Origin of the sequence: Oleisolibacter albus (assembly GCF_003336875.1) — a bacterium.
GTDB classification, from domain to species: Bacteria; Pseudomonadota; Alphaproteobacteria; order Azospirillales; family Azospirillaceae; genus Niveispirillum; species Niveispirillum album.
In genome coordinates this window covers 1-23,914 of sequence record NZ_QGNJ01000022.1, presented here as the reverse complement: position 1 = coordinate 23,914, position 23,914 = coordinate 1, and the positions used below count along the sequence as shown (strand labels likewise).

Genomic DNA, 23,914 nt, shown 5'->3' with positions numbered 1-23,914 from the left:
ATCAGCCCTCCATGCTCGTCAGCCAGCAGCACTTCCTGTCTGACCTGTCATCCCGTACCGGGCTGTATGCGCGCATTGCCCGGCAGGCCGATCGCCCGGCCCTCCGCCGCCTCGTCGCGCTGGACGCGGAATCACAGCTGGCCCATGCCCCGGCTGCCGTGCGCTCGATGATGGCGGCCATCCGCGCCGAATTCCGTGCGGCGGATGCGCGTCCGGCGGTTGATGTCCTCTTGCTGCAGAGCAAACCCCAGGGGGAGATCCTGGTCGGACTGGTCCAGGCCGACTGGTCCGAGCGCAGCTGCATCCATGTCCGCGATTTCATCGTCCACCCGGACCATCGCGGCCGCGGCATCGGCCGCGCCATCCTGAACGCGCTCTGCACCGCGGCCACATCCAGCCGCCGCCGCGTCGTGCTGGAGATGTTCTATGACAGCCCGGCCCGTCATCTGGCCAGCCGGCAGGGCTTCCGGGTGGTGGAGGACACGGGCCCGATGACCCGGCTGGAATGGGCGGCCTGAACATCGGCTACATCAGGCCTGAAACCGCCCTGTGGACTGCGTCCACGCGCCGTTTCGGCGTGCCTCGGCCATCCGGCGATGGCAGGTCTACCCGAATTGAGGATTGACCTGCGGCACATTCGGGGCCAATTACCCGCCCGATGCAGAACAGACCATGACCCGCCCCCAGGCCGCGCCGTCCGCCGGGGGCGCCTCATCCGCAGTCGCCCGGAGGTGGCGGCCTGCACCCTGACCGCTGTGCCGGGACAGGGCCCGCGAACAATCGACCGCTCCAGGCGTTCGGACCCCGGATCACCGGGACGTGCCGCCGCAAGGGGCGTCACCGGGTCCCACCGGCCCCACTGGATAATGAAACAGGAGACAGACCTTGACCGATCAGCCGCTTGCCGGAAAGACCGTCGCCATCCTCGTCGCCAACGGGTTTGAGGAGCTGGAGATGACCGAGCCGCAGCGCGCCCTGCTGAAGCTCGGCGCCCAGCCGAAGATCATCTCGCCGGAACAGGGCCTGGTGAATGGCTGGCACGGTGCCGCCTGGGGCCATTACTTCCCGACCGACAAGCATGTGGGTGACGTGCTTGCCGCCGACTTCGACCTGCTGCTGCTGCCGGGCGGTGACCGTTCGGTGGCCAAGCTGGCCAACAATCCGCACACCCGCCGCATCCTCGGCAGCTTCATGGATGCCGGCAAGGGTGTGGCCGCCATCGGCAAGGGTGTCGAGCTGCTGGCCGTGGCCGACCGCGCCAAGGGCCGCACCGTCACCGGTCCGGAGACCGTGAAGGAGGCGCTGACCGCCGCCGGCGCCAAGTGGTCCGACGAGACCATGGTCGTCGACCGCGTGCTGCTGACCGCCCAGAGCCAGGAGACCCTGGCCGACTTCATCGAGACCATGACCAAGGTCTTCGTGCAGGCGGTGGAGCAGCGCAAGCAGGCCGCCTGATCGGGCGGTCCGGCGGCGGATTCTCCGGGTCCGGCCCGGCGGAACCCGCACGTGGCAGGCTGATATGGGGCGCGGAGTGATCCGCGCCCCTTTTTCATGCCCGGTCCCCTCCGCGGCACGGGCCTGGAGCACCCCCTTTGGTCTAAGGGACAAGAGACATCGCCGCGGACCGGCGGGCATGATGGGATGCCGACCCGTCCGTAGCCAGCGACCGAGGCCGATGTCTGACCGCCGTCCCGTCCCCCCGTCTTCCCGTCATCGCCGGTCGCGGCAAGGCCGCCATGGCGCCTTTGCCGCCGGCCTGTTGCTGGCCGTAGATCCCGCGGCCGCCCAGACCACCCCGGACCCGGACGCGACGGTTCTGAAGGAGGTGGTGGTGACCGGCCGCCGCGGCGGCGTGCCGGACTATGAGCGCCCGTTCGGCCCCACCGTGCTGGGGCCGGCCCAGCTGGACACGGCCCCCCAGCGCCGGCTGGACGAGGCGCTGCGCAGCGTGCCGGGCTTCGGCCTGTTCCGGCGCAGCGGCTCGCGCACGGCCAATCCCACGGCCCAGGGCGTGTCTCTGCGCGGGCTGGGACCCAACGGGGCCGGCCGCACCCTGGTGCTGGTGGACGGGGTGCCGGTCAACGATCCCTTCGGCGGCTGGGTCTATTGGAGCCGCCTGCCCACCGGAGCGGCGGAACGGGTGGTCATTACCCGCGGCGGCGGAGCCGGTCCCTGGGGCAATGCCGCCCTGGCCGGCACGGTGCGGATCGAGACGCGCCTGCCCACGGGCATCTCCGGTGAGGTTTCGGCCGGGTCCGACGACAGCTATCAGATCATCGGCCGTGCCGGCGGCAAGGCCGGCCCGCTGGATCTGGGCCTTAGCGCCAGCGCCTTCAGCACCGGCGGCACGCCGCTGGTGCGCCGGGACCGCCGCGGCCCCATCGACAGGGACGCCGACGCCGACAGCTACTGGGCCGATGCCGTGGCCGGCGCCACCCTGGGCAGCGTCCGGGCCACGGCCCGGATCTCCGGATTTCGCGAGCATCGCGGCAACGGCACCCCCTATACCGAAAACGCCACCGAGGCGCTGGACGGCAGCCTGCGCCTGGTCGGCGAAGGAACCATCGACTGGGAGGCCGTGCTCTACGCCCGCGACTGGCGCTTCGAGAGCACCTTTTCCAGCGTCACGGCGGCCCGCACGGCGGAAACCCCGTCGCTGGATCAGCACGACGTGCCCTCCACCGCCTATGGCGGCGTGGTGCAGCTGGGCTTTTCCCCCGCCGCCGGCCACCAGACCGACATCGGCACCGATCTGCGCTGGACCGAGGGGGAAACCCGGGAGTTCTTCCAGTTCCAGTCCGGCGCCTTCCGCCGCGACCGCACGGCCGGCGGCAACCAGACCGTGGCCGGCCTGTTCGTCGAACATGCCTGGACGGCCCGACCGGACCTGCTGCTGACGGCCGGGGGCCGGCTGGATCATTGGCGCAACCGGGACGGCAAGCGGGTGGAGGTCAACCGGGACACCGGCGCCGTGACCCGCGACACCCGCTTCGCCGACCGTGACGGCACGGTGCTGAACGGGCGGCTGGGGCTGGACTGGCAGGCCAGCCCCAGCCTGACCCTGCGCGGTGCGGCCTATACCGGGTTCCGTCTGCCGACGCTGAACGAGCTGTACCGACCGTTCCGGGTCGGCAATGACATCACCGAGGCCAATCCCGATCTGGGGCCGGAGCGCCTGACCGGGGGCGAGATCGGGCTGCGGCTGACGCCGGCGCCGGGCGTGCGCCTCTCCGCCGCCCTGTTCCGGGCGGTGCTGGAGAATGCCGTGGACAATGTCACCCTGCAGACCACGCCGGGGCTGAACCCAGCCACCGGCGTCACCGTGCCGGCGGGCGGCAGCCTGGCCCAGCGGCTGGGGTTGGACAGGGTGGTGGTGGACGGGATCGAGGCCGAACTGCGCCTTGATCCCGGCGAACGCGTGAGCCTGGGCCTGTCCTACCTGTTCAGCGACGGCGAGATCGACAAGGCGTCGGTCAACCCGGCGCTGGAGGGCAACCGTCCCGGCCAGAGTCCGCGCCACCAGGGCACGGCCGACCTGACCTGGTATCCGCTGGAGCCGGCGGTGCTGCGCCTGCAGGTCCGCGCCGCCTCCAGATCCTATGAGGACAGCGACAATACCGGGACGCTGGCGCCCTATGTGGTGGCCGACCTCTATGCCGGCTGGGACCTGACGCAGGCGCTGCACCTGTTCGGCACGGTGGAGAACCTGAGCGGACGCCACATCGAGACCGGCCGCCGCAGCGACGGGCTGGTCAATATCGGCCCCGGACGCCAATGGCAGATCGGCGCCCGGATGCGCTGGTGACCCTGCCGAAGGCCGGTCCGGCGCAGCAGGGGGACGGGCCGGCTTGCCCCCGCGGCGGGGGACCGCTACTCTCCGCCGCCGTTTCCATCACCCCTGTACGACAGTCGATGACCGAGGATACCGAACAGCGCCGGCTTCTGCTCTATGGCCGCCGGCATGGCCGTCCCCTGCGCAAGCAGCGCATGGCGCTGCTGGACACGCTGCTGCCGCGCCTGCAACTGGAGGCACCGGCCGGCACGCGCCTGGACCCGGCCGCGCTGTTCCCCGTGCCCATGCAGGGGTTGTGGTTCGAGGTGGGGTTCGGCGGGGGCGAGCATCTGGCCGCCCAGGCCGAAGCCCATCCCGGGATCGGCTTCATCGGCTGCGAGCCCTTCATCAACGGCGTGTCCAGCCTGCTGAAGCATCTCGATGAAGGCGGACAGCAGAATGTGCGCATCGTGCCCGACGATGCCCGCCCGGTGCTGGATGCGCTGCCGGATGCCTCGGTCGACCGGGCCTTCGTGCTGTTCCCCGATCCCTGGCCCAAGACCCGCCACGCCTTCCGCCGCTTCATCGGTCCCGACAACCTGCCGCGTCTGGCGCGGGTGCTGAAGGATGGGGCGGAGCTGCGTCTGGCCACCGACGATGTGCAGCTGTCGCGCTGGATGCTGGAGCACACCTGGCGCCACCCGGCCTTCGAGTGGCTGGCCCGCGGCCCGTCCGACTGGCGGACCCGCCCCGCCGACTGGCCCCAGACCCGGTACGAGCAGAAGGCGCTGCAGGTCGGGCGCAGGCCGGTGTTCCTGCGCTTCCGCCGCCGACCGCGGGACTGAGCGCACACCCGGATCCAAAGGTCAGCCGCCGAGGATGCGCTCGCCGGTCAGCTGCCGCGTGGCCTGCCAGAGGGCGGCGGCCGCCAGCAGAAGGCATCCGGCCGTCAGCCCGGCCAGATGCCCCGGATCGAGGGTGCCGCTGCCGACCAGATCCTTCAGCAGTTCCAGATGGCCGACCACCGGGGCCAGCAGCACCGGCCCCGTGGGGTCCTTGGACCCGAGAGTACCGGAAAAGCTGAGGATGACCGGCAGGAAGGACAGCAGCGTCAGATAGGTCTGCGCCTCCTTGAAGCTCTTGGCCGTCAGCGCCACCGCGATCTGCACCGCCGACACGGCCATGGCCAGCGGCACCAGCGCCAGGATCACCCGCAGCTGGGTCCAGACATCCAGCGGCAGGGAGATGCCCAGCTGTTCCAGCGGGGCGAAGCGCAGCAGACCCAGGCCCAACACCACCGTCAGCGCCAGACCCAGCACCGAGAACAGGGCGGTATTGGCCCATTTGCCCAGGATCAGCACCCAGGGATCGACCGGCTGGGCCAGCAGCGGCTGCAACGATTTGCGCTCGCGCTCGCCGGCGGTGGTGTCGATGGCCATGGACATGCCGGCGAAGAACGGGGCCAGCAGGAAGAAATAGAGCAGCATGCGCCCGATCTCCAGCGTGCCCCGGCCTGCGCCGGCCAGATTGGCCTCCTGCACCTGGATCGGCATCACCAGCGGCGGGGCCACGCCGCGGGCGATCAGCCGGGACTGCGCCATCTCCCCGCCGATGGCCGCGAGGTGCCGGGCCACGGTCCGGGCGCCATCGGCGGAGCTGCGGCGAAGCTCGTCGCGATAGAGCGTCACCTCGGCCGGCGCGCCACGGCGGTAGCGCTCGGCATAGAGGGCGGGGATCACCAGCACCGCATCGGCATCCCCCAGGGTGGGCAGGGCAACGGGCTGGTCCGCCGCCGGACGCCGCTCGATGCTGACGCCGCGGCGCTCCAGCTGGCTCACCAGGGTGGGCGCATGCTCGGCCCCGATCACGGCCAGACGGGGCGGGGTGGTGTCCTTGATCTGCCCGGCCAGCACCGTCAGCAGCACGGTCACCAGCACGGGGCCGAAGAAGGCATAGGCGAAGGCCGCCAACAGCGACCGGCGGTCACGTCCATGGTCGCGGAATTCGGTGGAGAAGACGGTCAGGAACTGCTGGCGCATGGCGGACCCCCGGATACGGGCGGATGGAATTGGGATGGCCGGAAAATCGGTTCAGGCGACCAGGCGGACAAAGGCGTCCTCCAGTGACGCCGTCCCGGTCTGCCGCATCAGCTCCGCCGGGGAGCCATCGGCCACGGTGCGGCCGGCGGCGACGCAGACCACCCGGTCGGACAGGCTCTCCACCTCGGCCAGCACATGGCTGGACAGCAGGATGCAGCGCCCCTCCGCCTTCAGCCGGCGCAGGGTTTCGCGCAGCAGGCGCACGCTCATGATGTCCAGGCCGCGGGTCGGCTCGTCCAGCACCAGATTCTGTGGTGCATGCACCAGGGCACGGGCCAGGGCCACCTTCATGCTCTGGCCGGTGGAGAAGCCGTCGGTGCGGCGGTCGGCGATATCGTCCAGGGCCAGGGTGGCGATGGCGCCGGTGATGGCCGCCTCCAGCGCCGGGCCGGCCAGCCCGTGCAGGCGGCCGAAATAGCGCAGATGTTCCCGCACCGTCAGGCGGGGATAAAGACCGAAGCTGTCGGGAAACCAGCCCAGCCGGCGGCGGGCGGCCTTGGCGTCCCGCTCCACCGCGATGCCGTCCACCAGCACCCGGCCGGTGTCCGGCCGCACCAGCCCGACAAGGCAGCGCAGCGTGCTGGTCTTGCCGGATCCGTTGGCGCCCAGCAGCGTGGTGATCTGCCCGTCCAGGGCGGTGAAGCTCATCCCGGCCAGCGCACGCACGGCGCCGTAGGATTTGCAGAGATTCTCGACCTGCAACATGGGAACGGTCCTGTCGGCCAGGGGTCTGGGAGAGGGGCGGAGGCTCAGGGCGCCGGCCCCATGTCGGTCAGTTGGAAGGGCGGCAGCCCCCGCTCCGACAGGCAGGCCGGGTTCAGCCCCTCGGCGCTGCCCGCCGCCACGAAATCGGCGATGAGGTCCTTGGCGCAGCCGAAGCCGGTGACATTGTGACCGGAGAAGGGGGCGACCAGATGCCTGGCCCGCGGCAGATGCCGGGCGGCCTGCTCGGCCGAGGCCGGCGGGGTCACCGGGTCCAGCCCGCCCGACAGCAGCAGCACCGGCACATCGGCCGTGGCCGGACTGTCATAGCCGGCCGGCAACGGCTCGACCGGCAGCGTGGTGCAGGCCTCGGCCCAGGCCCGGTACCAGCTGTCGCGGGTGAAGCTGCCGGCATCGGCCGCCGCCACGTCCGCCGCCGGGGTCCGCTGCACCTCTTCCCGGCAGAGCGAGCCGAGCGTGACGCCGAGATGCATGGTTTCCTCCAACATCCCGGCCCCGCCCATCGACAGGGCGAGGAAGGCGGTGGCATCGCCCCGGATCAGCCGGTCCAGGACATAGGGCAGGCGCACACCGCTGTCGGGCGTATAGAGGGCGGCGCGGATGGCCTGGACCACCCCGTCACGGGTCAGCGGCACCGGGGCGGTTGTCCCCCGCACCGGCTGGACCGTGCGGGCGCTGGCACCGCTGTCCAGCCCCGCCAGATAGGCCTCCAGCCGGGCTTCGAGGTCGGGAAAGGCCGCGGCGCAGCCGGCATCGGCGGCACAGGCGCGCAGATAGGCGCGCAGGGCGGCATCGGCCGCACGCGACTCCTCCAGGAACAGGCGGACATTGGGCGGGGCCACCCCGTCCAGCACCATGCTGCGCACCGCCGCCGGATGGGCCTTGCTGTAGAGCAGCGCCACCCGCGTCCCCCAGGACACGCCCCAGAGGTCCAGGGCGGGATAGCCGAGCGCCTGGCGCACGGCTTCCAGATCCTCCACCACATCGGGGGTGGTGACCCGGCGCAGATCCAGGTCCCAGGCGGCCCGGCAGGCCAGGATGTGATCGGCCGACTGCGCCGCGGTGAGCCCCAGGGCCGATAGCCCGTCCTCCCCGTCCGGATCATGGCGGCAGCGCAAGGGATGGCTCTGCCCGGTGCCGCGGGCATCCATCAGCAGGATGTCGCGGGTTTCCCGCACCTCGGCCAGGGCCTGGGCGATCAGCGGCCCGGCATCGCCGGCGGCCTGCCCGGGCCCGCCGGGAAGCACCACCAGGGGCGAGGCGGCGGGCCTGGCCGCCCGCGCCGGCAGCACCGCCACCTGCAGCGACAGGGTGCCCGCCGCCGGATCGGCCCGGTCCAGCGGCACCGGCACGCGATAGCACAGCGCCCGATCGGACAATCCCTTGACATGGCAGGGCGTCCCGGCTGGCCGCGGCGACGAGGCGGCGGCGTGATCCGGCGGCGGCGTGGTCTGGGCCGGGGCCGGCAGGCCGGCCAGCACCAGGCCGGCGGCCAGCAGGGCGGCGCGGAGCCGGCCCGCTCGGGCCTGGCGCCCGGTGCGGCCGGAACGTTGATGCGGGTCCTGGGATCCGATCACCCTCATGTCTCCTTTTCCCGGGCCGGGTCTTTGCCCGGTCCCTGCCTCTGCACGGCATGCGCACACGCCGCCGCCCCGATGGACGGCTGCCCGTCCGGCCGCGCGGTCAGTCGGTTTTCCATCCCACATATTTCCAGGCACCGAAGCAGGTGCCGACCAGGGCGCCGACAACAAAGGCGAGGATCCCCCACCAGGCGAAGGGCGCCTCCATCGCACCGGCCCGTTCCAGCAGACCGGCCGGCAGGATCACGGCCAGCATGGCCAGAAGCCCACCCCACAGCCCCATGCGGTTGACCGTCCGGAACAGTTCGTCCTGGCGCCGGACCAGGCGGTAATAGAGCCAGGCCGACAGCAGCCCCGGCGGCAGCGGCGACAGTGCGAACCAGATCGGTGCCGGTTCGGAGGGGCTCAGGCCCGGTCCGTGCAGGCCGACCAGCATCCCGCTGAGGCTGGCCAGGACCATCGACAGGACGAAATCCCGCTTGTCGACAGGTGTCAGGGATGACCAGCGCAGCCACAACCCGCCATAGGAGATCTCCGCCATCCCACCCCCCGGTTGTTCGTGTCGGTCGCCGAACCGATCATGACGGGATAAATGACAAGCATCTTTTACATTGTCAAGCAGGCTTTACATGCGGCGGGAAGGTCGCATCGGCCATGTCGGCCTTGCAATCGGCGGACACCCGGTTCAAGACTGGCCGTCCATATCCACCCGGGGTGCCGGCGGTTCCTGCAAGGACCGGCCGGCTGAGATCACACCCGTCGAACCTGATCCGGATCATGCCGGCGAAGGGAGGCTGAATGTCCTTATCCGAATCCACACCCGTATCCCGTCCGTCCGTCGCCGTCATCGGCGCCGGCATCATCGGCCTGTCGATCGGCTGGCGGCTGGCCGAGGCCGGCTGCCGCGTGGCCGTCTATGAGCAGGGCCGCGCCGGCCATGGCGCCAGCCGCGCCGCCGCCGGCATGCTGGCCGCCAATGTCGAGGTCGAACCCGGTGAGGAGCCGCTGGTGCCGCTCTGCCGCGACAGCGCCAGCCTGTGGCCCGGCTTCGCCGCCGCACTGGAGGCCGCCAGCGGCCTGCCGGTGGAGCTGCGCCGCGAAGGCACCATGGTCGTGGCCCTGACCCGCGACGATGTGGAGATGCTGCGCAACACCTATGGCTTCCAGGCCGGCCAGGGGCTGCCGCTGACCTGGCTGACCGGGGCCCAGGCCAAGGAGCGCGAGCCGTTCCTGAACCCGCGCACGGCCGCCGCCGTCTGGAGCCCGGAGGACATCCAGGTCAACAACCGGGCGGTGATGGCCGCCCTGCGCGTGGCCCTGACCCGGGCCGGCGGCACCCTGCACGAACAGGCCAAGGTCGATGCCGTTCTGGTCGAAGCCGGCCGGGCGCGCGGTCTGGTGGTGGGCGGCCGGGAGATCGCGACCGATGTGGTGGTGCTGGCAGCCGGGGCCTGGTCGAAGCTGGTCGGGGGCCTGCCCGCGGCCGCCGTGCCGCCGGTGCGCCCGGTCAAGGGGCAGATGCTGTCGGTGGCCATGGACCCGGCCCGGCCGCTGCTGCGCCATGTGGTCTGGGGGCCGAAGGGCTATCTGGTGCCGCGGCTGGACGGCACCCTGATCATCGGCGGCACCACCGAGGAGAAGGGCTGGGACGACCAGCTGACCGCCGGCGGCATGCTGGCGCTGCTGGACGCGGCCTGGCGCGTCCTGCCCGGCGTCGAGGAGCTGCCGGTGACCGAGACCTGGTGCGGATTCCGCCCGGGCTGCCGCGACGACGCCCCGGTGCTGGGTCCGGTCTCGGCGGTGGACGGGCTGGTGCTGGCCACCGGCCACCACCGCAACGGCATCCTGCTGGCCCCGGTGACGGCGGAGACCATCGTCGACCTGGTCCTGTCCGGCCGCGTCGACCCGCGCATCGCCGGGTTCGGGCTGGACCGTTTCGCCAAGGCGGTGGCGGCATGATCCGGGTCAACGGCAAGGACAGCGGCCGGGCGCCCGGTCCACTGCTGGCTCTGCTGGCCGAGCTGGGCTACGGCCTGGACAGCCGCGGCATCGCCGTGGCCGTCAATGGCGGCGTCGTGCCCCGCGCCCGCTGGACGGAGACGGCCCTGGCCGATGGCGACACGGTGGAGGTGGTGAAGGTGCTGCAAGGGGGCTGATGCCCCTGCCTTCACCCCGCCCCGTCCCGGCGCCGACCGAACCGCTCCCACCGCTGTTTCACATCCATCGCTGTTTCCACAGGGAACACCGGGTTGGCCGCCGCTGGCGGCCGCCCCCTTTCAGAGGTCCATCATGACCAACGATGTCCTGACCATCGCCGGCAAATCCTTCGGCTCGCGCCTGTTCCTGGGCTCCGCCGGCTATCCCAACCAGCAGGTCTTCCTCGACTCGCTGGCCGCCAGCGGCGCCGAGGTGCTGACCGTCTCCATCCGCCGCGCCGACCTGACCGGCCATGGCGAGGGGTTGCTCGATCTGGTGGCCGGCAAGGTCTGGCTGCTGCCCAACACCGCCGGCTGCGCCACGGTCAAGGATGCCGTGCTGACGGCCCAGCTGGCCCGCGAGGCCATGGGCACCAGCTGGATCAAGCTGGAGATCATCGGCGACCGCGAGACGCTGTACCCCGACGTGGAGCAGTTGCTGCGGGCGGCGGACGAGCTGGTGCGCGACGGCTTCACCGTTCTGCCCTATTGCACCGACGACCATGTGGTCTGTCAGCGGCTGGCCGATGTGGGCTGTGCCGCCGTCATGCCGCTGGGGGCGCCCATCGGCACCGGCCTGGGCATCCTCAACCCCTACAATATCGAGATGGTCTGCGCCCGCAGCCCGGTGCCGGTGGTGCTGGATGCCGGCATCGGCACCGCCAGCGACGCCGCCCGCGCCATGGAGCTGGGCTGCGATGCCGTGCTGCTGAACACCGCCGTATCGAAGAGCATCGACCCCGTGCGCATGGCCGCCGCCATGCGGGCCGGGGTGGAGGGCGGGCGGCTGGCCCGTCGGGCCGGACGCATCCCCCAGCGCCACCGCGCCGAGGCGTCGAGCCCGGAACTGGGTCTGATCGGCGGCTGAACCCCGCCCACCCGCCCCGGCCGGGAGGACCTTCAGGTCTGGACCATCAGGCCTCGGCCAGCAGGTCGGCCGTGCGGTTCAGCCAGCCGGCGAGGAAGACCAGCTGCGACGGGTCGGCGCTGACGACCTGGCCGATGCGCTTGACGCGCAGGGCCAGGACGCGGCGGGCCACGGTGCCGGGATTCTGGGCGGTCAGGGCCGCCAGGGTCTGCTGGCCGATGACACCATCGGCGGTGACCCCCAGCGCCTCCTGCAGCCAGCGGGCGGCGCGGCCGGTGCCGTAGAGCACGCCGCTATCCACCACGACCGTGCGCAGATAATCGTCGCTGATACGGTCGAACTTCGGCTGGGTGACGTACCAGGCCTGGTAGATCTGCCGCGCCTCGTCCCGGGTCAGGGCCTGGACCTCGGCCGCCGCGGCCGGGCGGCCGAGCTTGCGCCATTCGCCCAGCCGGGCGGCGGTGATGCCGAAATTGGTGGCGCCACCCTTGTCGGCGGGGTGGTTGACGAAGCCGCCTTCGGACTGCAGCACACGCTCGATAATGTCCATCCCCGGATCTCCTCCCGATCACCAGAACGTCGGGCCGGGAGTATAGCCCTGCGTTGTATCCCAGGGGAGTACGACACGCAGGGATAGCAAAAAGAAAAGGCCGGGTCACCCCGGCCTCGTCCCCTGTCGCGCACGGATGGCCCGCCTCAATCCATGGCCAGGACCATGGCCTTGAGATACTGGGTCTCCGGCAGCAGCGGATGCACCGGATGGTCCGGGCCGGCGCCGGCGAAGCGCAGGATGCGGCCCTGGCGCCCGGCCTCGCCGATGCCGCGGGCCACCTCCTGGTGGAACAGGGACGGCTCCATATTGTGGGAGCAGCTGGCCACCAGCAGCATGCCGCCCGGCGCCACCAGCCTGGCCGCGGCCTTGGTCATGCGCCGATAGGCGCGGCTGCCCACGGCCAGATCCTTGCGCGATTTCACGAAGGCCGGCGGGTCGGCGATGACCACCTCGAAGCTGCGGCCCTCGGCCACCCACTGATCCATCAGGTTGAAGGCGTCGCCCTTGGCCGCGTCCACACGGTCGGCCACGCCATTGGCCTCCGCCGCCTTCATGGCGATGGACAGCGACAGGGCCGACCGGTCCACCAGGGTCACATGGCTGGCGCCACGCTTGGCCGCCAGCACGCCGAAACCGCCGGCATAGGTGTAGAAATCGACGACCGACTTGCCCCGGCACAGATTGGCGATGAAGGCGCGGTTGTCGCGCTGGTCGAAGAACCAGCCGGTCTTCTGGCCTTCCGACAGGTCGGCGAAGAAGGTGGCACCATTCTCCTCCACCGGGACCAGGCCCTCGACCGTGCCCTTGGCGACGCGCACCTCCTCCGGCAGCCCCTCATAGGAGCGGGCGGCGCTGTCATTGCGCAGCACGATGGCGCGCGGGTCCAGCACCTCGTCCAATGCCGCCAGGATCATGCCCAGGCGCCGGTCCATGGCCACGGTGTTGGCCTGTACGACGACCACATCGCCATAGCGGTCGATGATCAGGGCCGGCAGCCCGTCGCTTTCGGCATGGATCAGCCGGTAGAAGGGCCGGTCGAACAGACGGTCGCGGATCTCCACCGCCCGGCGCAGGCGCCTGACGAAGAAACCGGTATCCACCCGCTCCGACAGGTCGCGGGTCAGCAGTCGGGCGGCGATCAGCGTGTGCGGATTGAAGGTGGCCAGCCCCAGGGCGCTGCCACCGGCATCGACAAGCTTCACCACCGATCCGGCCGGCAGCCCCTTGGCCGCCTTGTCCATTTCCACCTCGTTGGAATAGACCCAGGGATGGCCATGCTGGACCCGCTTGTGGCGGCTTGGCTGCAGACGGATGGTGGGCAGGCGGCCGAGATCGGTATCGGCCGGTGCGCTGCCGGCGGGGGAGCCCGTGACCGGGCCCGGCGGGGGGGTGATGTCGCTCATGGCCGGGGAAGATAGCCGCTCCGCGGCGCGGCGCAACGGTCAGCCGCAGAGGGGCGGCCCTGCATGCGGCACCGGACGCACGCCACCTGTGAGTGGCCGGCCGTCACGCGCCGGAAGCCATACCCCGGCGGTCACGGTCTTGACCGGCCCGTTCAGTCCGCCAGTTCCACGGTCATCGGCTTGCAGAAGCGCACCCCTTCGATCCGGTGGCCCATCTCCTGGATGCGGCCCCTGGTTTCGGGCTGCAGCCGTTCCGGCAGGGCCAGATGGATGGCGTCGCAGCGCAGCACCCGGGCCAGCCGCTCCATCTCCACCAGCAGGCATTCTGCGGCGGCCACGGGGTCGAACAGGTCCAGCGCCACCATCAGATCCACCTGCAAGGCCCGGCTGTGCCACAGGTTCGGAACGACGGTATAGGAAAACAGGCCATGGATGTAGCCGTGGCCCAGCTTGGCCACGATGATTCCAGACTGCCGCGGAGTCGGCAGCTGAATGACATTGTTGCCGCGCGGAAGCGGCGCACCAATCATTTCCGTGGCGTAGGCGCGCCAGCGATCCACATCCACATCGGGAAAAGCGGCCTGAACCACTGGAAACGCCTGGTCGATCCGGCGCGGGTCCAGCGGCTTGGTCAGGAAACTGTCGGGCATGGGAAAAATCCGGCACTCGTCAAGCTGCGACCTTGGACCACATGCTCACAAGCCGCCTTGACCTGGATCAAGCAGCCGTGTTCTCGTCCTGACGAGTGCTCCGCCTTTCGGTTCAGCCGAAAGATGGAGTGAAACGCAGAAGATCCTGTGCCCTGGGATATAAGCCAGATCTGATCAGTCTGGCGGACATTCCAACCGCTGTATGTATCGGTCGCATACATGTAAAACGTAGCGCTGCGATGGCCTTTGCTTCCGATCTGGGGCAGTTTTGGGCTTGCGCATTGCGGAAACGCGGTTTTGGGCGCATGATTAACCTGCCAACCGGCGTGCCCCGTGCGTGGGCGGTCTGGTAAAGATGTATGGGAGTCGCCTATGCCTCCATTCGATATGGGTCGTGTCCGCGATGTCAGTGCCCCGGCCGAGATGAACCCATGCGGGGCATGTCCGGTCCGGTCCTTGACTGTTTGCGCCGCCCTGGAGGCTGAAGAGCTGCGACGTTTGGCCGAGATCCTGCAGACGGTCCGCTATGAGGCCGGGCATACCCTGTTCGCCGAGGGCGACAAGGCCGACACGCTCTACAATGTCACCGCCGGGACCATGAAGCTCTACAAGCTGCTGCCCGACGGACGGCGGCAGATCACCGGTTTCCTGCTGCCAGGCGATTTCATGGGGCTGTCGGTCAATGAGGTCTATGCCTACTCGGCCGAGGCGGTGACGCCGGTGACCCTGTGCCGCTTCCCGCGCAAGCGCATGGAAGCGCTGCTGGAGGAATTCCCCAAGATGCAGCGGCGCCTGTTCTCCATGGCGTCGAACGAGCTGGCGGCGGCGCAGGACCAGATGCTGCTGCTGGGCCGCAAGACGGCCAAGGAAAAGATCTGCTCCTTCCTGCTGATGCTGTCCCAGCGTGCCCAGCGCCGCGGGCACAAGGAGAACCCGGTGCATGTGCCGATGAGCCGGGCCGACATCGCCGACTATCTCGGCCTGACCACGGAAACCGTCAGCCGCACCTTCACCCAGCTGAAGACCAGCCGCGTCATCAGCCTGCTGGAGGGCAGCAAGGTCCAGATCCACGACATGGACGATCTGCTGGATCAGGCCGAAGGCGCCTGAGCCGCCCGGTCGGGGCCGTCGGCATATCCGCTTCCCGCCGTGCTGAGGCCTCTGTCATCGGGGCACCCTTCGGAAATGGCCTCCAGGCCGGACCCAGAACCGGACCAACGGTCAGAACCGGACAAAGGGATTGAGCAGACGCCCCAGCGGCCCGGTCAGCCGCAACGGGGCGTCGGTGACGGCCAGACAGATGCAGTCCCCGTCGGGATCGGCCGTGGGCTGGTGATCGACGCTGGTGTCGGTCAATGTGAAATCGCCACGCAGATAATGGCCGGTCTGGTCGGAGAAACCGCCGGCCAGCACCAGGGTCATCTCCGTGCCGTGATGCGTGTGGCGTGGCATGGCCACGCCACTGCGCACCCGCATCAACCGTACCCGCGTCCCCCCCGTGGCGGCGTCGGCCGCAGCCGCACCGCCGACGCGCACCGGCGCCTCATCCAGACCGCGCACCACGGGCTTCCACTGTACCCCGTCCAGATCGCCGCCCACATAGCTGCGCAATGGTTCCGGCAATGCCGGACTGCCGGCGCTCGCCCGCGGCTTTGGGCCGAGAAGGGGAAGCGACAATGGCGCCGGTTCCTCGATCTGCGCCAGAATGGCATCGAGCAGACCATCACTGACCGGTGCCGTCGTCTCCTGTTCCAGCAGGGTTCCCCCCAGCGCTTCCAGCCGCCGCACCTCGGCCCGGCACAGCGGACAGAGCGCCAGGTGCGTGGCCACAGCAAGTCCGGCGGCCTCCGGCAGTGTCCCGGCGGCATAGGCCAGCAGCAGATCACGGACGGGATGGTGCGACGGGGTCATGCCTCGTCTCCCAGCAGCGTGCGCAGACGCACCAGCGCCAGCCTCAGGCGTGACTTCACCGTGCCCAGCGGCAGCTGGCGTTCCGCGGCGATGGCGCTGTGGGGTTTGTCCTCGAAATAGGCCATTCTCAACAGATCTGACTGGTCGGGGGGCAACTGGTCGATGGCCTGATGCAGGCGGGTCCGGTCATCCTCGCGCATCAGGGCGAAATCCGCGGCATCCTCCGGTTCCGGCACCAGGGCGGGATCGTCCGGGTCGATCTCCGGGCGGCGCTCCTGCCGCAGCCGGTCGATCCGCCGGTTGCGGGCGATGGTGTAGATCCAGGTGGCGGCCGAGGCGCGCGCCGGGTCGAAACTGCCGGCCTTGCGCCAGACAACGACCATGACCTCCTGGATGATCTCCTCTGCCAGGCCGGCATCCAGGGACCCACGGCAGAGGAAGGCCTTGAGCCGGGGCGCGAACAGATGGAACAAGGCGACGAAGGCACGGCGGTCGCGCTCCCGCCCCACGCGCAACAGCAGCGCATCGGCGCTTTCTGGGGCGCTTTCGGCGGAGCGGCCGGTCCCGGCCCGGTCTTCGCCGGCCGCGGAGGCGGCGGAACTGATGGGCGGTCCGGCCATGGCACCCCGTCGCGGCGACGCCGGAGCGGCATCCCGCAGGAGCTGTCCGACTTGCAGCGGACTATAGAGGGCCATGTCTACCATCGCAAACTGATACGGCGGCCCGGCCCGCTTGGATCACCCGGGCCTGCTTTTTTCCCAGATTTTTTTCTCGCCCTCGCCCGGCCCTTTCCGTTCCCGCAATCTCCGGGGATTATGCTGCATCCCGATCCTTCGTCAGGCAGTCCCAGGATTCCGTGGCCATGACCCTGCGCTTTCCCAAGGCCGTGCTTCCCGTGCTGGCCCTTGGTCTTTCCCCCGCTCTGCTGGCCCCCCTTCTGCCGGCCGCCGCCAATGCGGCAGCGGCGGAGCCGGTGCTGCTCGGCAGTTTCCGCGACTGGAGCGCCTTCCAGCTGACGGAAGCCGATGGAACCAAGGCCTGCTGGATGGCCAGCCGGCCGAAATCCCAGAGCGGCGACCCGGCCAAACGGGGGGAGGTGTTCGCACTGGTCACCCACCGCCCGGCGGAGAAGGCACTGGATGTCATCAGCGTCCTCGGCGGCTACACCTATGACAAGGACAAGCCGGTGACGCTGAAGGTGGGCCGGGAGAGCTTCACGCTTGTGGGCGACGGCGATACCGCCTGGGCCCGCGATGCCCAGACGGACCAGGCGGTGTCGCAGGCCATCCGCCATGGCAGCACCATGGTGGTGACCGCCACCACCAGCCGCGGCAGCAGGACCAGCGACACCTACAGCCTGGCCGGATCGGGGGCCGCCTATCAGGCCATGAGCAGGGCCTGCGGCATCGGCCCCTGACCAGCGGTACCGGGCGGGCCGGCGCAGAACGGCAACGCACGGGCGCCCTGCAACCTTCACCGTTTGTCGCGGTTGACTAGGCGGCCGGCTCGCTTATGTTTCCCGCGGGCGCACCGGCGGACAGAGCCAGAGGTGCGCCTTTGGCGTTGGAAAGGCCCTGATCAGGGAACGGCGTTGGCGACGAAGAAGAAGCTCTTCATCAAGACCTATGGCTGCCAGATGAATGTCTATGACAGCGGCCGCATGGCCGATGTCCTGGCGCCGCTGGGCTATGAACCCGCCGAGGCGCCCGACGGCGCCGACATGGTCATCCTCAACACCTGCCATATCCGCGAGAAGGCGGCGGAGAAGGTCTATTCCGATCTGGGCCGTCTGCGCCTGTTGCAGAAGGACAAGGCATCCCAGGGCGGGCGCATGGTCCTGGCCGTGGCCGGCTGCGTGGCCCAGGCCGAGGGCGCCGAGATCATGATGCGCGCGCCCTTCGTCGACATGGTGTTCGGGCCGCAGACCTATCACCAGTTGCCGGAGATGGTGACCCGCGCCGTGCGTGGCGCCGGCGGCGTCATCAATATCGACTTCCCGGCCGAGAGCAAATTCGACCTGCTGCCGGAAGAGGCGGGCCGCCCCGGCGGCCCCAGCGCCTTCCTCAGCGTGCAGGAGGGCTGCGACAAGTTCTGCACCTTCTGCGTGGTGCCCTATACCCGGGGCGCCGAATATTCCCGCCCCGTGTCCCAGGTCCTGGCCGAGGCCCGGCGGCTGGTGGACCAGGGCGTGGTGGAGCTGACGCTGCTGGGCCAGAACGTCAACGCCTATCATGGCGAGGGCGCGGATGGCCGTGTCTGGGGCCTGGGCCGGCTGGTGCGCGAACTGGCGGCCATCGACGGGCTGGAGCGCATCCGCTACACCACCAGCCACCCGCGCGACATGGATGACGATCTCATCGCCGCCCATGGCGACCTGCCGCAGCTGATGCCCTTCGTGCATCTGCCGGTGCAGTCGGGCAGCGACCGCATCCTGGCGGCCATGAACCGCAAGCACAGCGCCGACGATTATCGCCGCGTGGTGGAGCGCATGCGCGCCGCCCGGCCGGACCTGGCCCTGTCCAGCGATTTCATCGTCGGCTTCCCCGGGGAGACCGACCAGGACTTTGCCGAAACGCTGCGGCTGGTCACCGACATCGGCTATGCCCAGGCCTACAGCTTCAAATACAGCGCCCGCCCCGGCACCCCCGCCGCCGGCATGGAGGGCAGGCAGGTGCCGGAGACGGTGAAGGATGAGCGGCTGCAGGCCGTGCAGCAGCTGTTGAACGCGCAGCAGGTGGGCTTCAACGCGGCCACGGTCGGCACGGTCCAGACCGTGCTGTTCGACCGGATCGGCAAGAAGCCGGGCCAGTTGCTGGGCCGCAGCCCCTTCATGCAGGCCGTCCATGCCCTGGCGCCGGAGCGGCTGCTGGGCCGGGTGGTGCCGGTGCGCATCACCGAGGCCCATGCCAACAGTCTGGCGGCGGAGGTGGTGACCAGCGAAAGCGTGCATGCGCCCGCCGCGCCGGCCGGCCTTGCGGCGATGGAGGCGCAGGTTTGAGCACGGCCCAGCCCGCCCCTTCGGGGGACCGCCGGATCGACCTGCGTTTCGACGACAACCGCCTGTTGCCGCTGCTGTTCGGCGAGCATGAGCAGTATCTGGCCCGCGTGGAGAAGACGCTGGGCGTCAGTCTGATCTCGCGCGGGAACCAGCTGACCATCGCCGGCAGCGAGGACGGGGCCGAGGCCGCGCGCTCGGTGTTCGATGCGCTGTGGGACCGGCTGAAAGCGGGGCTGGAGGTCGGCCCGGCCGAGGTGGACGCCGCCATCCGCATGTCCATGAGCAACGATGCCTCCTTGCGCGGGCAGGCCCTGTCGCAGCTGTCCGATCCGCGCGGCGCCCTGCGCACCAAGCGGCGGGTCATCGCCCCACGCTCGGCCACCCAGGCCGCCTATCTCGACGCGCTGGCCGCCAACGAGCTGGTGTTCGGGCTGGGGCCGGCCGGCACCGGCAAGACCTATCTGGCCGTGGCCCAGGCCGTCAGCCTGCTGATGCAGGGCAAGGTCGACCGCATCATCCTGTCCCGCCCGGCGGTCGAGGCGGGGGAACGGCTGGGCTTCCTGCCCGGCGACCTCAAGGACAAGGTCGATCCCTATCTGCGCCCGCTCTATGACGCGCTCTATGACATGATGCCGGGCGATCAGGTGCAGAAGCGGCTGGAGACCGGGGTCATCGAGGTGGCGCCGCTGGCCTTCATGCGCGGCCGCACCCTGTCCAGCGCCTTCGTCATCCTGGACGAGGCGCAGAACACCACGGCCATGCAGATGAAGATGTTCCTCACCCGCCTGGGCGAGGGCAGCCGCATGGCCATCACCGGCGACATCACCCAGATCGACCTGCCGTCGGGGCAGATCTCCGGCCTCAAGGATGCGCTGCGCATCCTCCAGGGGGTCGAGGGGGTCGGCTTCGTGCATTTCACCGAGGCCGACGTGGTGCGCCATCCGCTGGTGGGGCGCATCGTCCGCGCCTATGACGCGGCCGGCCGCGCCCAGGCGGCAGAGAAGGCAGCGGAGAGAGGGGCATGAGCGTCCCGGAAGACCCGGCCCCGAACGGCGAGGGCGTGGACATCCTGGTCTCCATCGAGGAGGGGGCCTGGGAAGACCGGCTGCCGGCGGTGGAGGAGCTGTGCCTGCGCGCCGCCGCGGCCGCCCTGGCCAGGGCCGACGGTGTCCCGCAGGGGCCGGCGGAGCTGTCGATCGTGCTGGCCGACGATGCGCTGGTGCAGGAACTGAACCGCACCTATCGCGGCAAGGACAAGCCCACCAACGTGCTGTCCTTCGCCATCCATGCCGACGATCCCGGCCCCGGCCCCAGCCCCGGCCCTGATCGCGGGGAGGCGTGGGACGATGCCGACGGTGACGATGCCGATGGGGGAGCTGGCGCAGACGGCGAAGATTGCATGACGGACGGTGATTTCCTGTCGCCGTCGTCCCCGGTTCCTGTATTGTTGGGCGACGTGATCCTGGCCTTCCAGACGGTGGAGCGGGAGGCGGCGGAGCAGGGCAAGCCCCTGGCCAGCCATCTGACCCATCTGGTTGCGCATGGTGTGCTGCACCTGTTGGGCTATGATCACATCGACGATGACGAGGCCGAGATCATGGAACGCCTCGAAACGGAAATTCTGTCAGGGCTCGGCATTCCCGATCCCTATGTTGGACGCGACCCCGCCGGCGGGCGGCCGCGCGCGCCCGACGATCCCGGGGACGATGCGGGTCCCCTTCCACCCCAGACATGATGATGGCCGACCTCAGCGACAGTCGATCGCCCCGCGAAGACGGGGCCGAAGAACAAGGATCCATTACCCAGCAGTTCCGCGGATGGCTGCGGTCCATTCTCGGCGTTCGCGGCGGTGACACGCTGCGCGAAACCATCGCCGAGATGATCGAGGAGCGGGACGGCGCCGAAACCTCCATGGCGGAGGGCGAGCGGACGCTGCTGGCCAATATCCTGAAGCTCAGGAAGCGCACCGTGGTCGACGCCATGGTGCCCCGGGCCGACATCGTGGCCGTACCGGCCGACATCAGCCTGACCGACCTGATCGCGCGCTTCGCCGAAGAGGCGCACAGCCGCATGCCGGTCTACCGCGAGACGCTGGATGACGTCATCGGCATGGTCCATATCAAGGACGTGCTGGCCTGCGTGGCGGGAAAGCAGCCCTATGATCTGGCCGCGCTGACGCGCGAGGTTCTGATCGTCGCCCCCAGCATGCCGGTGCTGGATCTGCTGCTGAAGATGCGGCAGGCCCGCCAGCATCTGGCCCTGGTGGTGGACGAGTTCGGCGGTATCGACGGGCTGATCAGCATCGAGGATCTGGTCGAGGAGATCGTCGGCGAGATCGAGGACGAGCATGACGAGGAGGAATCTCCCCGGCTGCAGCCCCGCCCCGACGGCAGCCTGATCGCCGATGCCCGCATCCCGATCGAGGAATTCGAGGCCCAGGTCGGGCGCGTGTTCGATGCCGACGATCTGGAGGATGTGGACACGCTGGGCGGCCTGGTCTTCTCCATGGCCGGCCGGGTTCCGCCGCGCGGCGAGGTGCTGACCCATCCCTCGGGCCTGGAGTTCGAGGTGATGGACGCCGACCCGCGGCGGATCAAGCGGCTGCGTGTGCGCAACCTGCCTCAACCCATGCATGGCGGTGAAGTCCGGCATGCTGGCGCCTGACGCGGCCCGCCGGTAAACCCGCCGCAAACCAAAGAGCCGGACCTCCGACGGTGACCCAACAGATCCTTCGTTCCGGGACCGGTTCCACGGGAACCGGGCGCCCGCTTCGCCTGGCCGCGACATTGGCAGGGCTTGGCCGCTGGCAGCGGCTGGGTGCCGCGGCCCTGGCCGGCGCCGTGACCACGCTGGCCCTGCCGCCGGCCGATCTGATCCCGGTGCTCTGGCTGACCTTTCCCGTCCTGCTGTGGCTGCTGCGGGGAACGGGCACGCCGGCCCAGGCTTTCTGGACCGGCTGGGCCTTCGGCTTCGGCCATCATCTGGTCGGTCTCTACTGGATCAGCGTCGCCCTGTTCGTCGATATCGGCAAGTTCTGGCCGGTCCTGCCCTTTGCCGTCTGCGGTCTGCCGGCGCTGCTGGCGGTCTATACCGGGATCGCAACGATGGCGCATCGCTGGGCCCGGCAGCGGTTCGGCCTGTGTGGCGCGCGTGAAGCCCTGGCCCTGGGCCTGCTGTGGACGGTGCTGGAACTGGCCCGCGGCCATCTCTTCACCGGCTTCCCCTGGAACCTCATCGGCTATGTCTGGACCGACCTGCTGCCGGTGGCGCAACTGGCCTCCGTCGTCGGGGTCTATGGTCTCTCGCTGCTGACCGTGTGCATCGCCGCCCTGCCGGTGGTGCTGGCGGAGGGGCGGCCGCGGCGCTGGCTGGTGCCGGCGGCCGGGCTGGCCGTGCTGGCCGCGGTGGCGGCCTGGGGCGCGGTGCGGCTCGGCGGTACCGAGGGGCGTTTCGTCGACGGGGTGAAACTGCGCCTGGTGCAGGCGGCCATTCCCCAGACCCTGAAATGGGACCGGGGCGCGGTGATGGCCAATTTCCAGAAGCATCTCGACCTGTCGACGGCGCCGGGCTGGGACACGGTGACCCATGTCATCTGGCCGGAAACGGCCGTGCCCTGGTTCATGGGCCGGGATATCCAGCTGAACCGCGCCGTCGGCAGTGTCGCCCCGCCGGGCGGGCTGGTGCTGACCGGGGCGCCGCGCGTCTATGCCGGCCCGGATGGCGAGCAGCACTACGCCAACAGCCTGGTGGCAGTGGACGCCGCCGGGCGCACCGTCGATGTCTTCGACAAGGCGCATCTGGTGCCGTTCGGCGAGTACATGCCGTTCCGGCGCTGGCTGCCCGTGGGGGCGGTGGCCACCATCGCCCCCTCCGCCGCCGACATGACGGCGGGGCCGGGGCCGCGGACCCTGCTGCTGCCGGGCCTGCCGCCGGTCAGCCCGCTGATCTGCTACGAGGTCATCTTCCCCGGCGCCGTCATCCCCGCCGCCGGGACGGAGCAACCGCGGCCGTCCTGGCTGCTGAACCTGACCAATGACGCCTGGTACGGGCAGACGGCAGGACCGCATCAGCATTTCGCCATCACCCGCATGCGGGCCATCGAGGAGGGGCTGCCACTGGTGCGGGCAGCCAATACCGGCATCTCCGGGGTGGTGGATGCCTATGGCCGGGTAACAGCGCGGCTAGATCTGGGAAAGAGCGGCATTATCGACGCACAGTTGCCGCGACCCGCTCTCGCAATACCACCCTTTAGCACATATGGTAACCAGCTGTTGGTTGTAGCACTCTTGGTCGTGTTGGCGGCTGTTGGTTTTCCATCCCGCCGGGTGTAAGACCCCCCTGGGTGGGTGGGTCTGCAACCATACGGAAGCATAGAGGCCGGGTTCTTGACGACATACGTGCGTATGTACAATATCGGCCCAGGTTACCTTACTGGAGGTTGAATCCATGGAGACTGAAGTCCGTGTCCGCCGCGGTGGCGGGCGCCCGCGCCTGGGCAAGCCCAACCCCGTCGATATTCATGTGGGATCGCGCGTGCGGCTGCGCCGCACTCTGCTGGGGATGAGCCAGGAGAAGCTGGGCGAGGCCATCGGCCTGACGTTCCAGCAGGTCCAGAAGTATGAGCGCGGGGCCAACCGCATCGGCGCGTCGCGCCTGTTCGATCTCAGCCGCGTGCTGGACGTGCCGGTGTCGTTCTTCTTCGACGACATGCCGGCCGGCGAGCCGGCCCGTGGCGAGGCCAAATCGGCCGGCGAGCCGGAGGCCGGCGAGCTTGATCCCATGGCCAAGCGCGAGACACTGGAACTGGTCCGCGCCTACTACCGGATCACCGATCCGGCCGTGCGCAAGCGCATTTTCGAGCTGACCAAGGCCGTCGCCAGCTCCTCGGATACGCACTGACCCTGCCAAGAGGGCAACCCCGATACGTCCGGGGTGCCCCTTGACCGGCTTACGGAAGCTTGCGAAAACACGCCACCCGGGCACTCCCAGGCGGCGTGTTTCCGTGTCAGGATCACGCGCCGATCCTTCAGCAATCCGAGGCTAGACCCGTGCCGAAGCAGAATTACATTTTCACCAGTGAATCCGTGTCCGAAGGTCATCCGGACAAGGTGTGCGACCGGATTTCCGATGCGGTGGTTGATCTGTTCCTGGCGCAGGACCCG

The 23,914-nt window shown here is 69.7% G+C and carries 25 protein-coding genes and 1 riboswitch; of the genes, 16 read left to right on the top strand and 9 right to left on the bottom strand.

Translation table 11 applies throughout. The annotated features are described in order from the left end of the window. Positions 1-11 precede the first annotated feature (11 nt). The 4 genes from DK368_RS20105 to trmB all read left to right on the top strand — a co-directional run bounded on the left by DK368_RS20105 (position 12) and on the right by trmB (position 4,617). Positions 12-518: a GNAT family N-acetyltransferase gene (locus DK368_RS20105; RefSeq protein WP_205028323.1), complete on the top strand. Its 507-nt coding sequence runs from the start codon at positions 12-14 to the stop codon at positions 516-518. Between the two features lie 367 nt (positions 519-885). After that, entirely contained in the window at positions 886-1,455 is a 570-nt protein-coding gene (locus DK368_RS20100) for a DJ-1/PfpI family protein (RefSeq protein WP_114395769.1), read from the top strand. A gap of 220 nt (positions 1,456-1,675) precedes the next feature. Continuing rightward, on the top strand, positions 1,676-3,805 hold the full coding sequence (locus DK368_RS20095; protein ID WP_162306120.1) for a TonB-dependent receptor plug domain-containing protein: 2,130 nt from the start codon (positions 1,676-1,678) through the stop codon (positions 3,803-3,805). A 107-nt stretch (positions 3,806-3,912) separates the two neighbouring features. Next, positions 3,913-4,617 carry a tRNA (guanine(46)-N(7))-methyltransferase TrmB gene (gene trmB, locus DK368_RS20090; protein WP_162306119.1) on the top strand — a complete coding sequence of 235 codons (705 nt, stop codon included), beginning with the start codon at positions 3,913-3,915 and terminating at the stop codon, positions 4,615-4,617. A gap of 21 nt (positions 4,618-4,638) precedes the next feature. Here the strand turns inward: trmB and DK368_RS20085 are convergent, their stop codons facing one another. From DK368_RS20085 to DK368_RS20070, 4 genes are all read right to left on the bottom strand, one after another. Next, entirely contained in the window at positions 4,639-5,811 is a 1,173-nt protein-coding gene (locus DK368_RS20085; RefSeq protein WP_114395767.1) for an ABC transporter permease, read from the bottom strand. Between the two features lie 51 nt (positions 5,812-5,862). Beyond that, positions 5,863-6,576 (bottom strand): ABC transporter ATP-binding protein, encoded by a 714-nt coding sequence (locus DK368_RS20080; RefSeq protein ID WP_114395766.1) that lies wholly within the window; start codon positions 6,574-6,576, stop codon positions 5,863-5,865. Between the two features lie 44 nt (positions 6,577-6,620). Then, on the bottom strand, positions 6,621-8,171 hold the full coding sequence (locus tag DK368_RS20075; protein WP_162306118.1) for an alpha/beta fold hydrolase: 1,551 nt from the start codon (positions 8,169-8,171) through the stop codon (positions 6,621-6,623). Positions 8,172-8,277: 106 nt separating this feature from the next. Further along, on the bottom strand, positions 8,278-8,715 hold the full coding sequence (locus DK368_RS20070; protein WP_114395764.1) for a hypothetical protein: 438 nt from the start codon (positions 8,713-8,715) through the stop codon (positions 8,278-8,280). Positions 8,716-8,874: 159 nt separating this feature from the next. Next, positions 8,875-8,983: riboswitch (TPP riboswitch) on the top strand. Between DK368_RS20070 and thiO the strand changes: the two genes are divergently transcribed. From thiO to thiG, 3 genes are all read left to right on the top strand, one after another. After that, the gene (gene thiO / locus DK368_RS20065; protein WP_114395763.1) at positions 8,973-10,133 is read left to right on the top strand and encodes a glycine oxidase ThiO; all 1,161 of its coding nucleotides are present in this window, start codon (positions 8,973-8,975) and stop codon (positions 10,131-10,133) included. Its footprint overlaps the riboswitch before it by 11 nt. Then, complete coding sequence (thiS, locus tag DK368_RS20060) at positions 10,130-10,330, top strand: sulfur carrier protein ThiS (RefSeq protein WP_114395762.1); 201 nt, start codon at positions 10,130-10,132, stop codon at positions 10,328-10,330. Before thiO ends, thiS begins: the two co-directional genes overlap by 4 nt. Positions 10,331-10,463: 133 nt before the next feature. After that, positions 10,464-11,237 carry a thiazole synthase gene (thiG, locus tag DK368_RS20055; RefSeq protein WP_114395761.1) on the top strand — a complete coding sequence of 258 codons (774 nt, stop codon included), beginning with the start codon at positions 10,464-10,466 and terminating at the stop codon, positions 11,235-11,237. Positions 11,238-11,283: 46 nt separating this feature from the next. Here thiG and DK368_RS20050 read toward each other — a convergent pair whose 3' ends face one another. The 3 genes from DK368_RS20050 to DK368_RS20040 form a co-directional block, all read right to left on the bottom strand. Then, positions 11,284-11,787, bottom strand: a complete 504-nt coding sequence (locus DK368_RS20050) for a glycoside hydrolase family 108 protein (protein ID WP_114395760.1) — start codon at positions 11,785-11,787, stop codon at positions 11,284-11,286. 146 nt (positions 11,788-11,933) lie between these two features. Further along, entirely contained in the window at positions 11,934-13,193 is a 1,260-nt protein-coding gene (locus tag DK368_RS20045; RefSeq protein ID WP_114395759.1) for a class I SAM-dependent rRNA methyltransferase, read from the bottom strand. A gap of 152 nt (positions 13,194-13,345) precedes the next feature. Further along, positions 13,346-13,843, bottom strand: coding sequence for a type III PLP-dependent enzyme domain-containing protein (locus DK368_RS20040; protein WP_114395758.1), 498 nt, complete (start codon positions 13,841-13,843; stop codon positions 13,346-13,348). Positions 13,844-14,266: 423 nt separating this feature from the next. Between DK368_RS20040 and DK368_RS20035 the strand changes: the two genes are divergently transcribed. After that, positions 14,267-14,953, top strand: coding sequence for a Crp/Fnr family transcriptional regulator (locus DK368_RS20035; protein ID WP_114395796.1), 687 nt, complete (start codon positions 14,267-14,269; stop codon positions 14,951-14,953). 111 nt (positions 14,954-15,064) lie between these two features. Here DK368_RS20035 and DK368_RS20030 read toward each other — a convergent pair whose 3' ends face one another. Both DK368_RS20030 and DK368_RS20025 read right to left on the bottom strand, forming a co-directional pair. Further along, positions 15,065-15,754, bottom strand: a complete 690-nt coding sequence (locus DK368_RS20030; RefSeq protein ID WP_114395757.1) for a ChrR family anti-sigma-E factor — start codon at positions 15,752-15,754, stop codon at positions 15,065-15,067. After that, positions 15,751-16,374: a sigma-70 family RNA polymerase sigma factor gene (locus DK368_RS20025; protein WP_114395756.1), complete on the bottom strand. Its 624-nt coding sequence runs from the start codon at positions 16,372-16,374 to the stop codon at positions 15,751-15,753. The genes DK368_RS20030 and DK368_RS20025 overlap by 4 nt, the downstream gene beginning before the upstream one ends. A 242-nt stretch (positions 16,375-16,616) precedes the next feature. Here DK368_RS20025 and DK368_RS20020 point away from each other — a divergent pair, with 242 nt between their 5' ends. The 8 genes from DK368_RS20020 to DK368_RS19985 all read left to right on the top strand — a co-directional run. Further along, positions 16,617-17,171 (top strand): invasion associated locus B family protein, encoded by a 555-nt coding sequence (locus tag DK368_RS20020; protein WP_240002587.1) that lies wholly within the window; start codon positions 16,617-16,619, stop codon positions 17,169-17,171. Positions 17,172-17,345: 174 nt separating this feature from the next. Then, positions 17,346-18,752, top strand: a complete 1,407-nt coding sequence (miaB, locus tag DK368_RS20015; RefSeq protein WP_275668541.1) for a tRNA (N6-isopentenyl adenosine(37)-C2)-methylthiotransferase MiaB — start codon at positions 17,346-17,348, stop codon at positions 18,750-18,752. Then, entirely contained in the window at positions 18,749-19,777 is a 1,029-nt protein-coding gene (locus tag DK368_RS20010; RefSeq protein WP_114395755.1) for a PhoH family protein, read from the top strand. The genes miaB and DK368_RS20010 overlap by 4 nt, the downstream gene beginning before the upstream one ends. Further along, positions 19,774-20,487 carry an rRNA maturation RNase YbeY gene (ybeY, locus tag DK368_RS20005; RefSeq protein WP_114395754.1) on the top strand — a complete coding sequence of 238 codons (714 nt, stop codon included), beginning with the start codon at positions 19,774-19,776 and terminating at the stop codon, positions 20,485-20,487. The genes DK368_RS20010 and ybeY overlap by 4 nt, the downstream gene beginning before the upstream one ends. Before the next feature lie 2 nt (positions 20,488-20,489). After that, on the top strand, positions 20,490-21,416 hold the full coding sequence (locus DK368_RS20000) for a hemolysin family protein (protein ID WP_114395753.1): 927 nt from the start codon (positions 20,490-20,492) through the stop codon (positions 21,414-21,416). 50 nt (positions 21,417-21,466) lie between these two features. Next, complete coding sequence (gene lnt / locus DK368_RS19995) at positions 21,467-23,083, top strand: apolipoprotein N-acyltransferase (protein ID WP_114395752.1); 1,617 nt, start codon at positions 21,467-21,469, stop codon at positions 23,081-23,083. Positions 23,084-23,198: 115 nt separating this feature from the next. Beyond that, positions 23,199-23,651 carry a helix-turn-helix domain-containing protein gene (locus tag DK368_RS19990; protein WP_114395751.1) on the top strand — a complete coding sequence of 151 codons (453 nt, stop codon included), beginning with the start codon at positions 23,199-23,201 and terminating at the stop codon, positions 23,649-23,651. 149 nt (positions 23,652-23,800) lie between these two features. Further along, positions 23,801-23,914: S-adenosylmethionine synthetase N-terminal domain-containing protein (locus DK368_RS19985; protein ID WP_155524654.1), on the top strand; the 114-nt coding region annotated here is incomplete at its 3' end.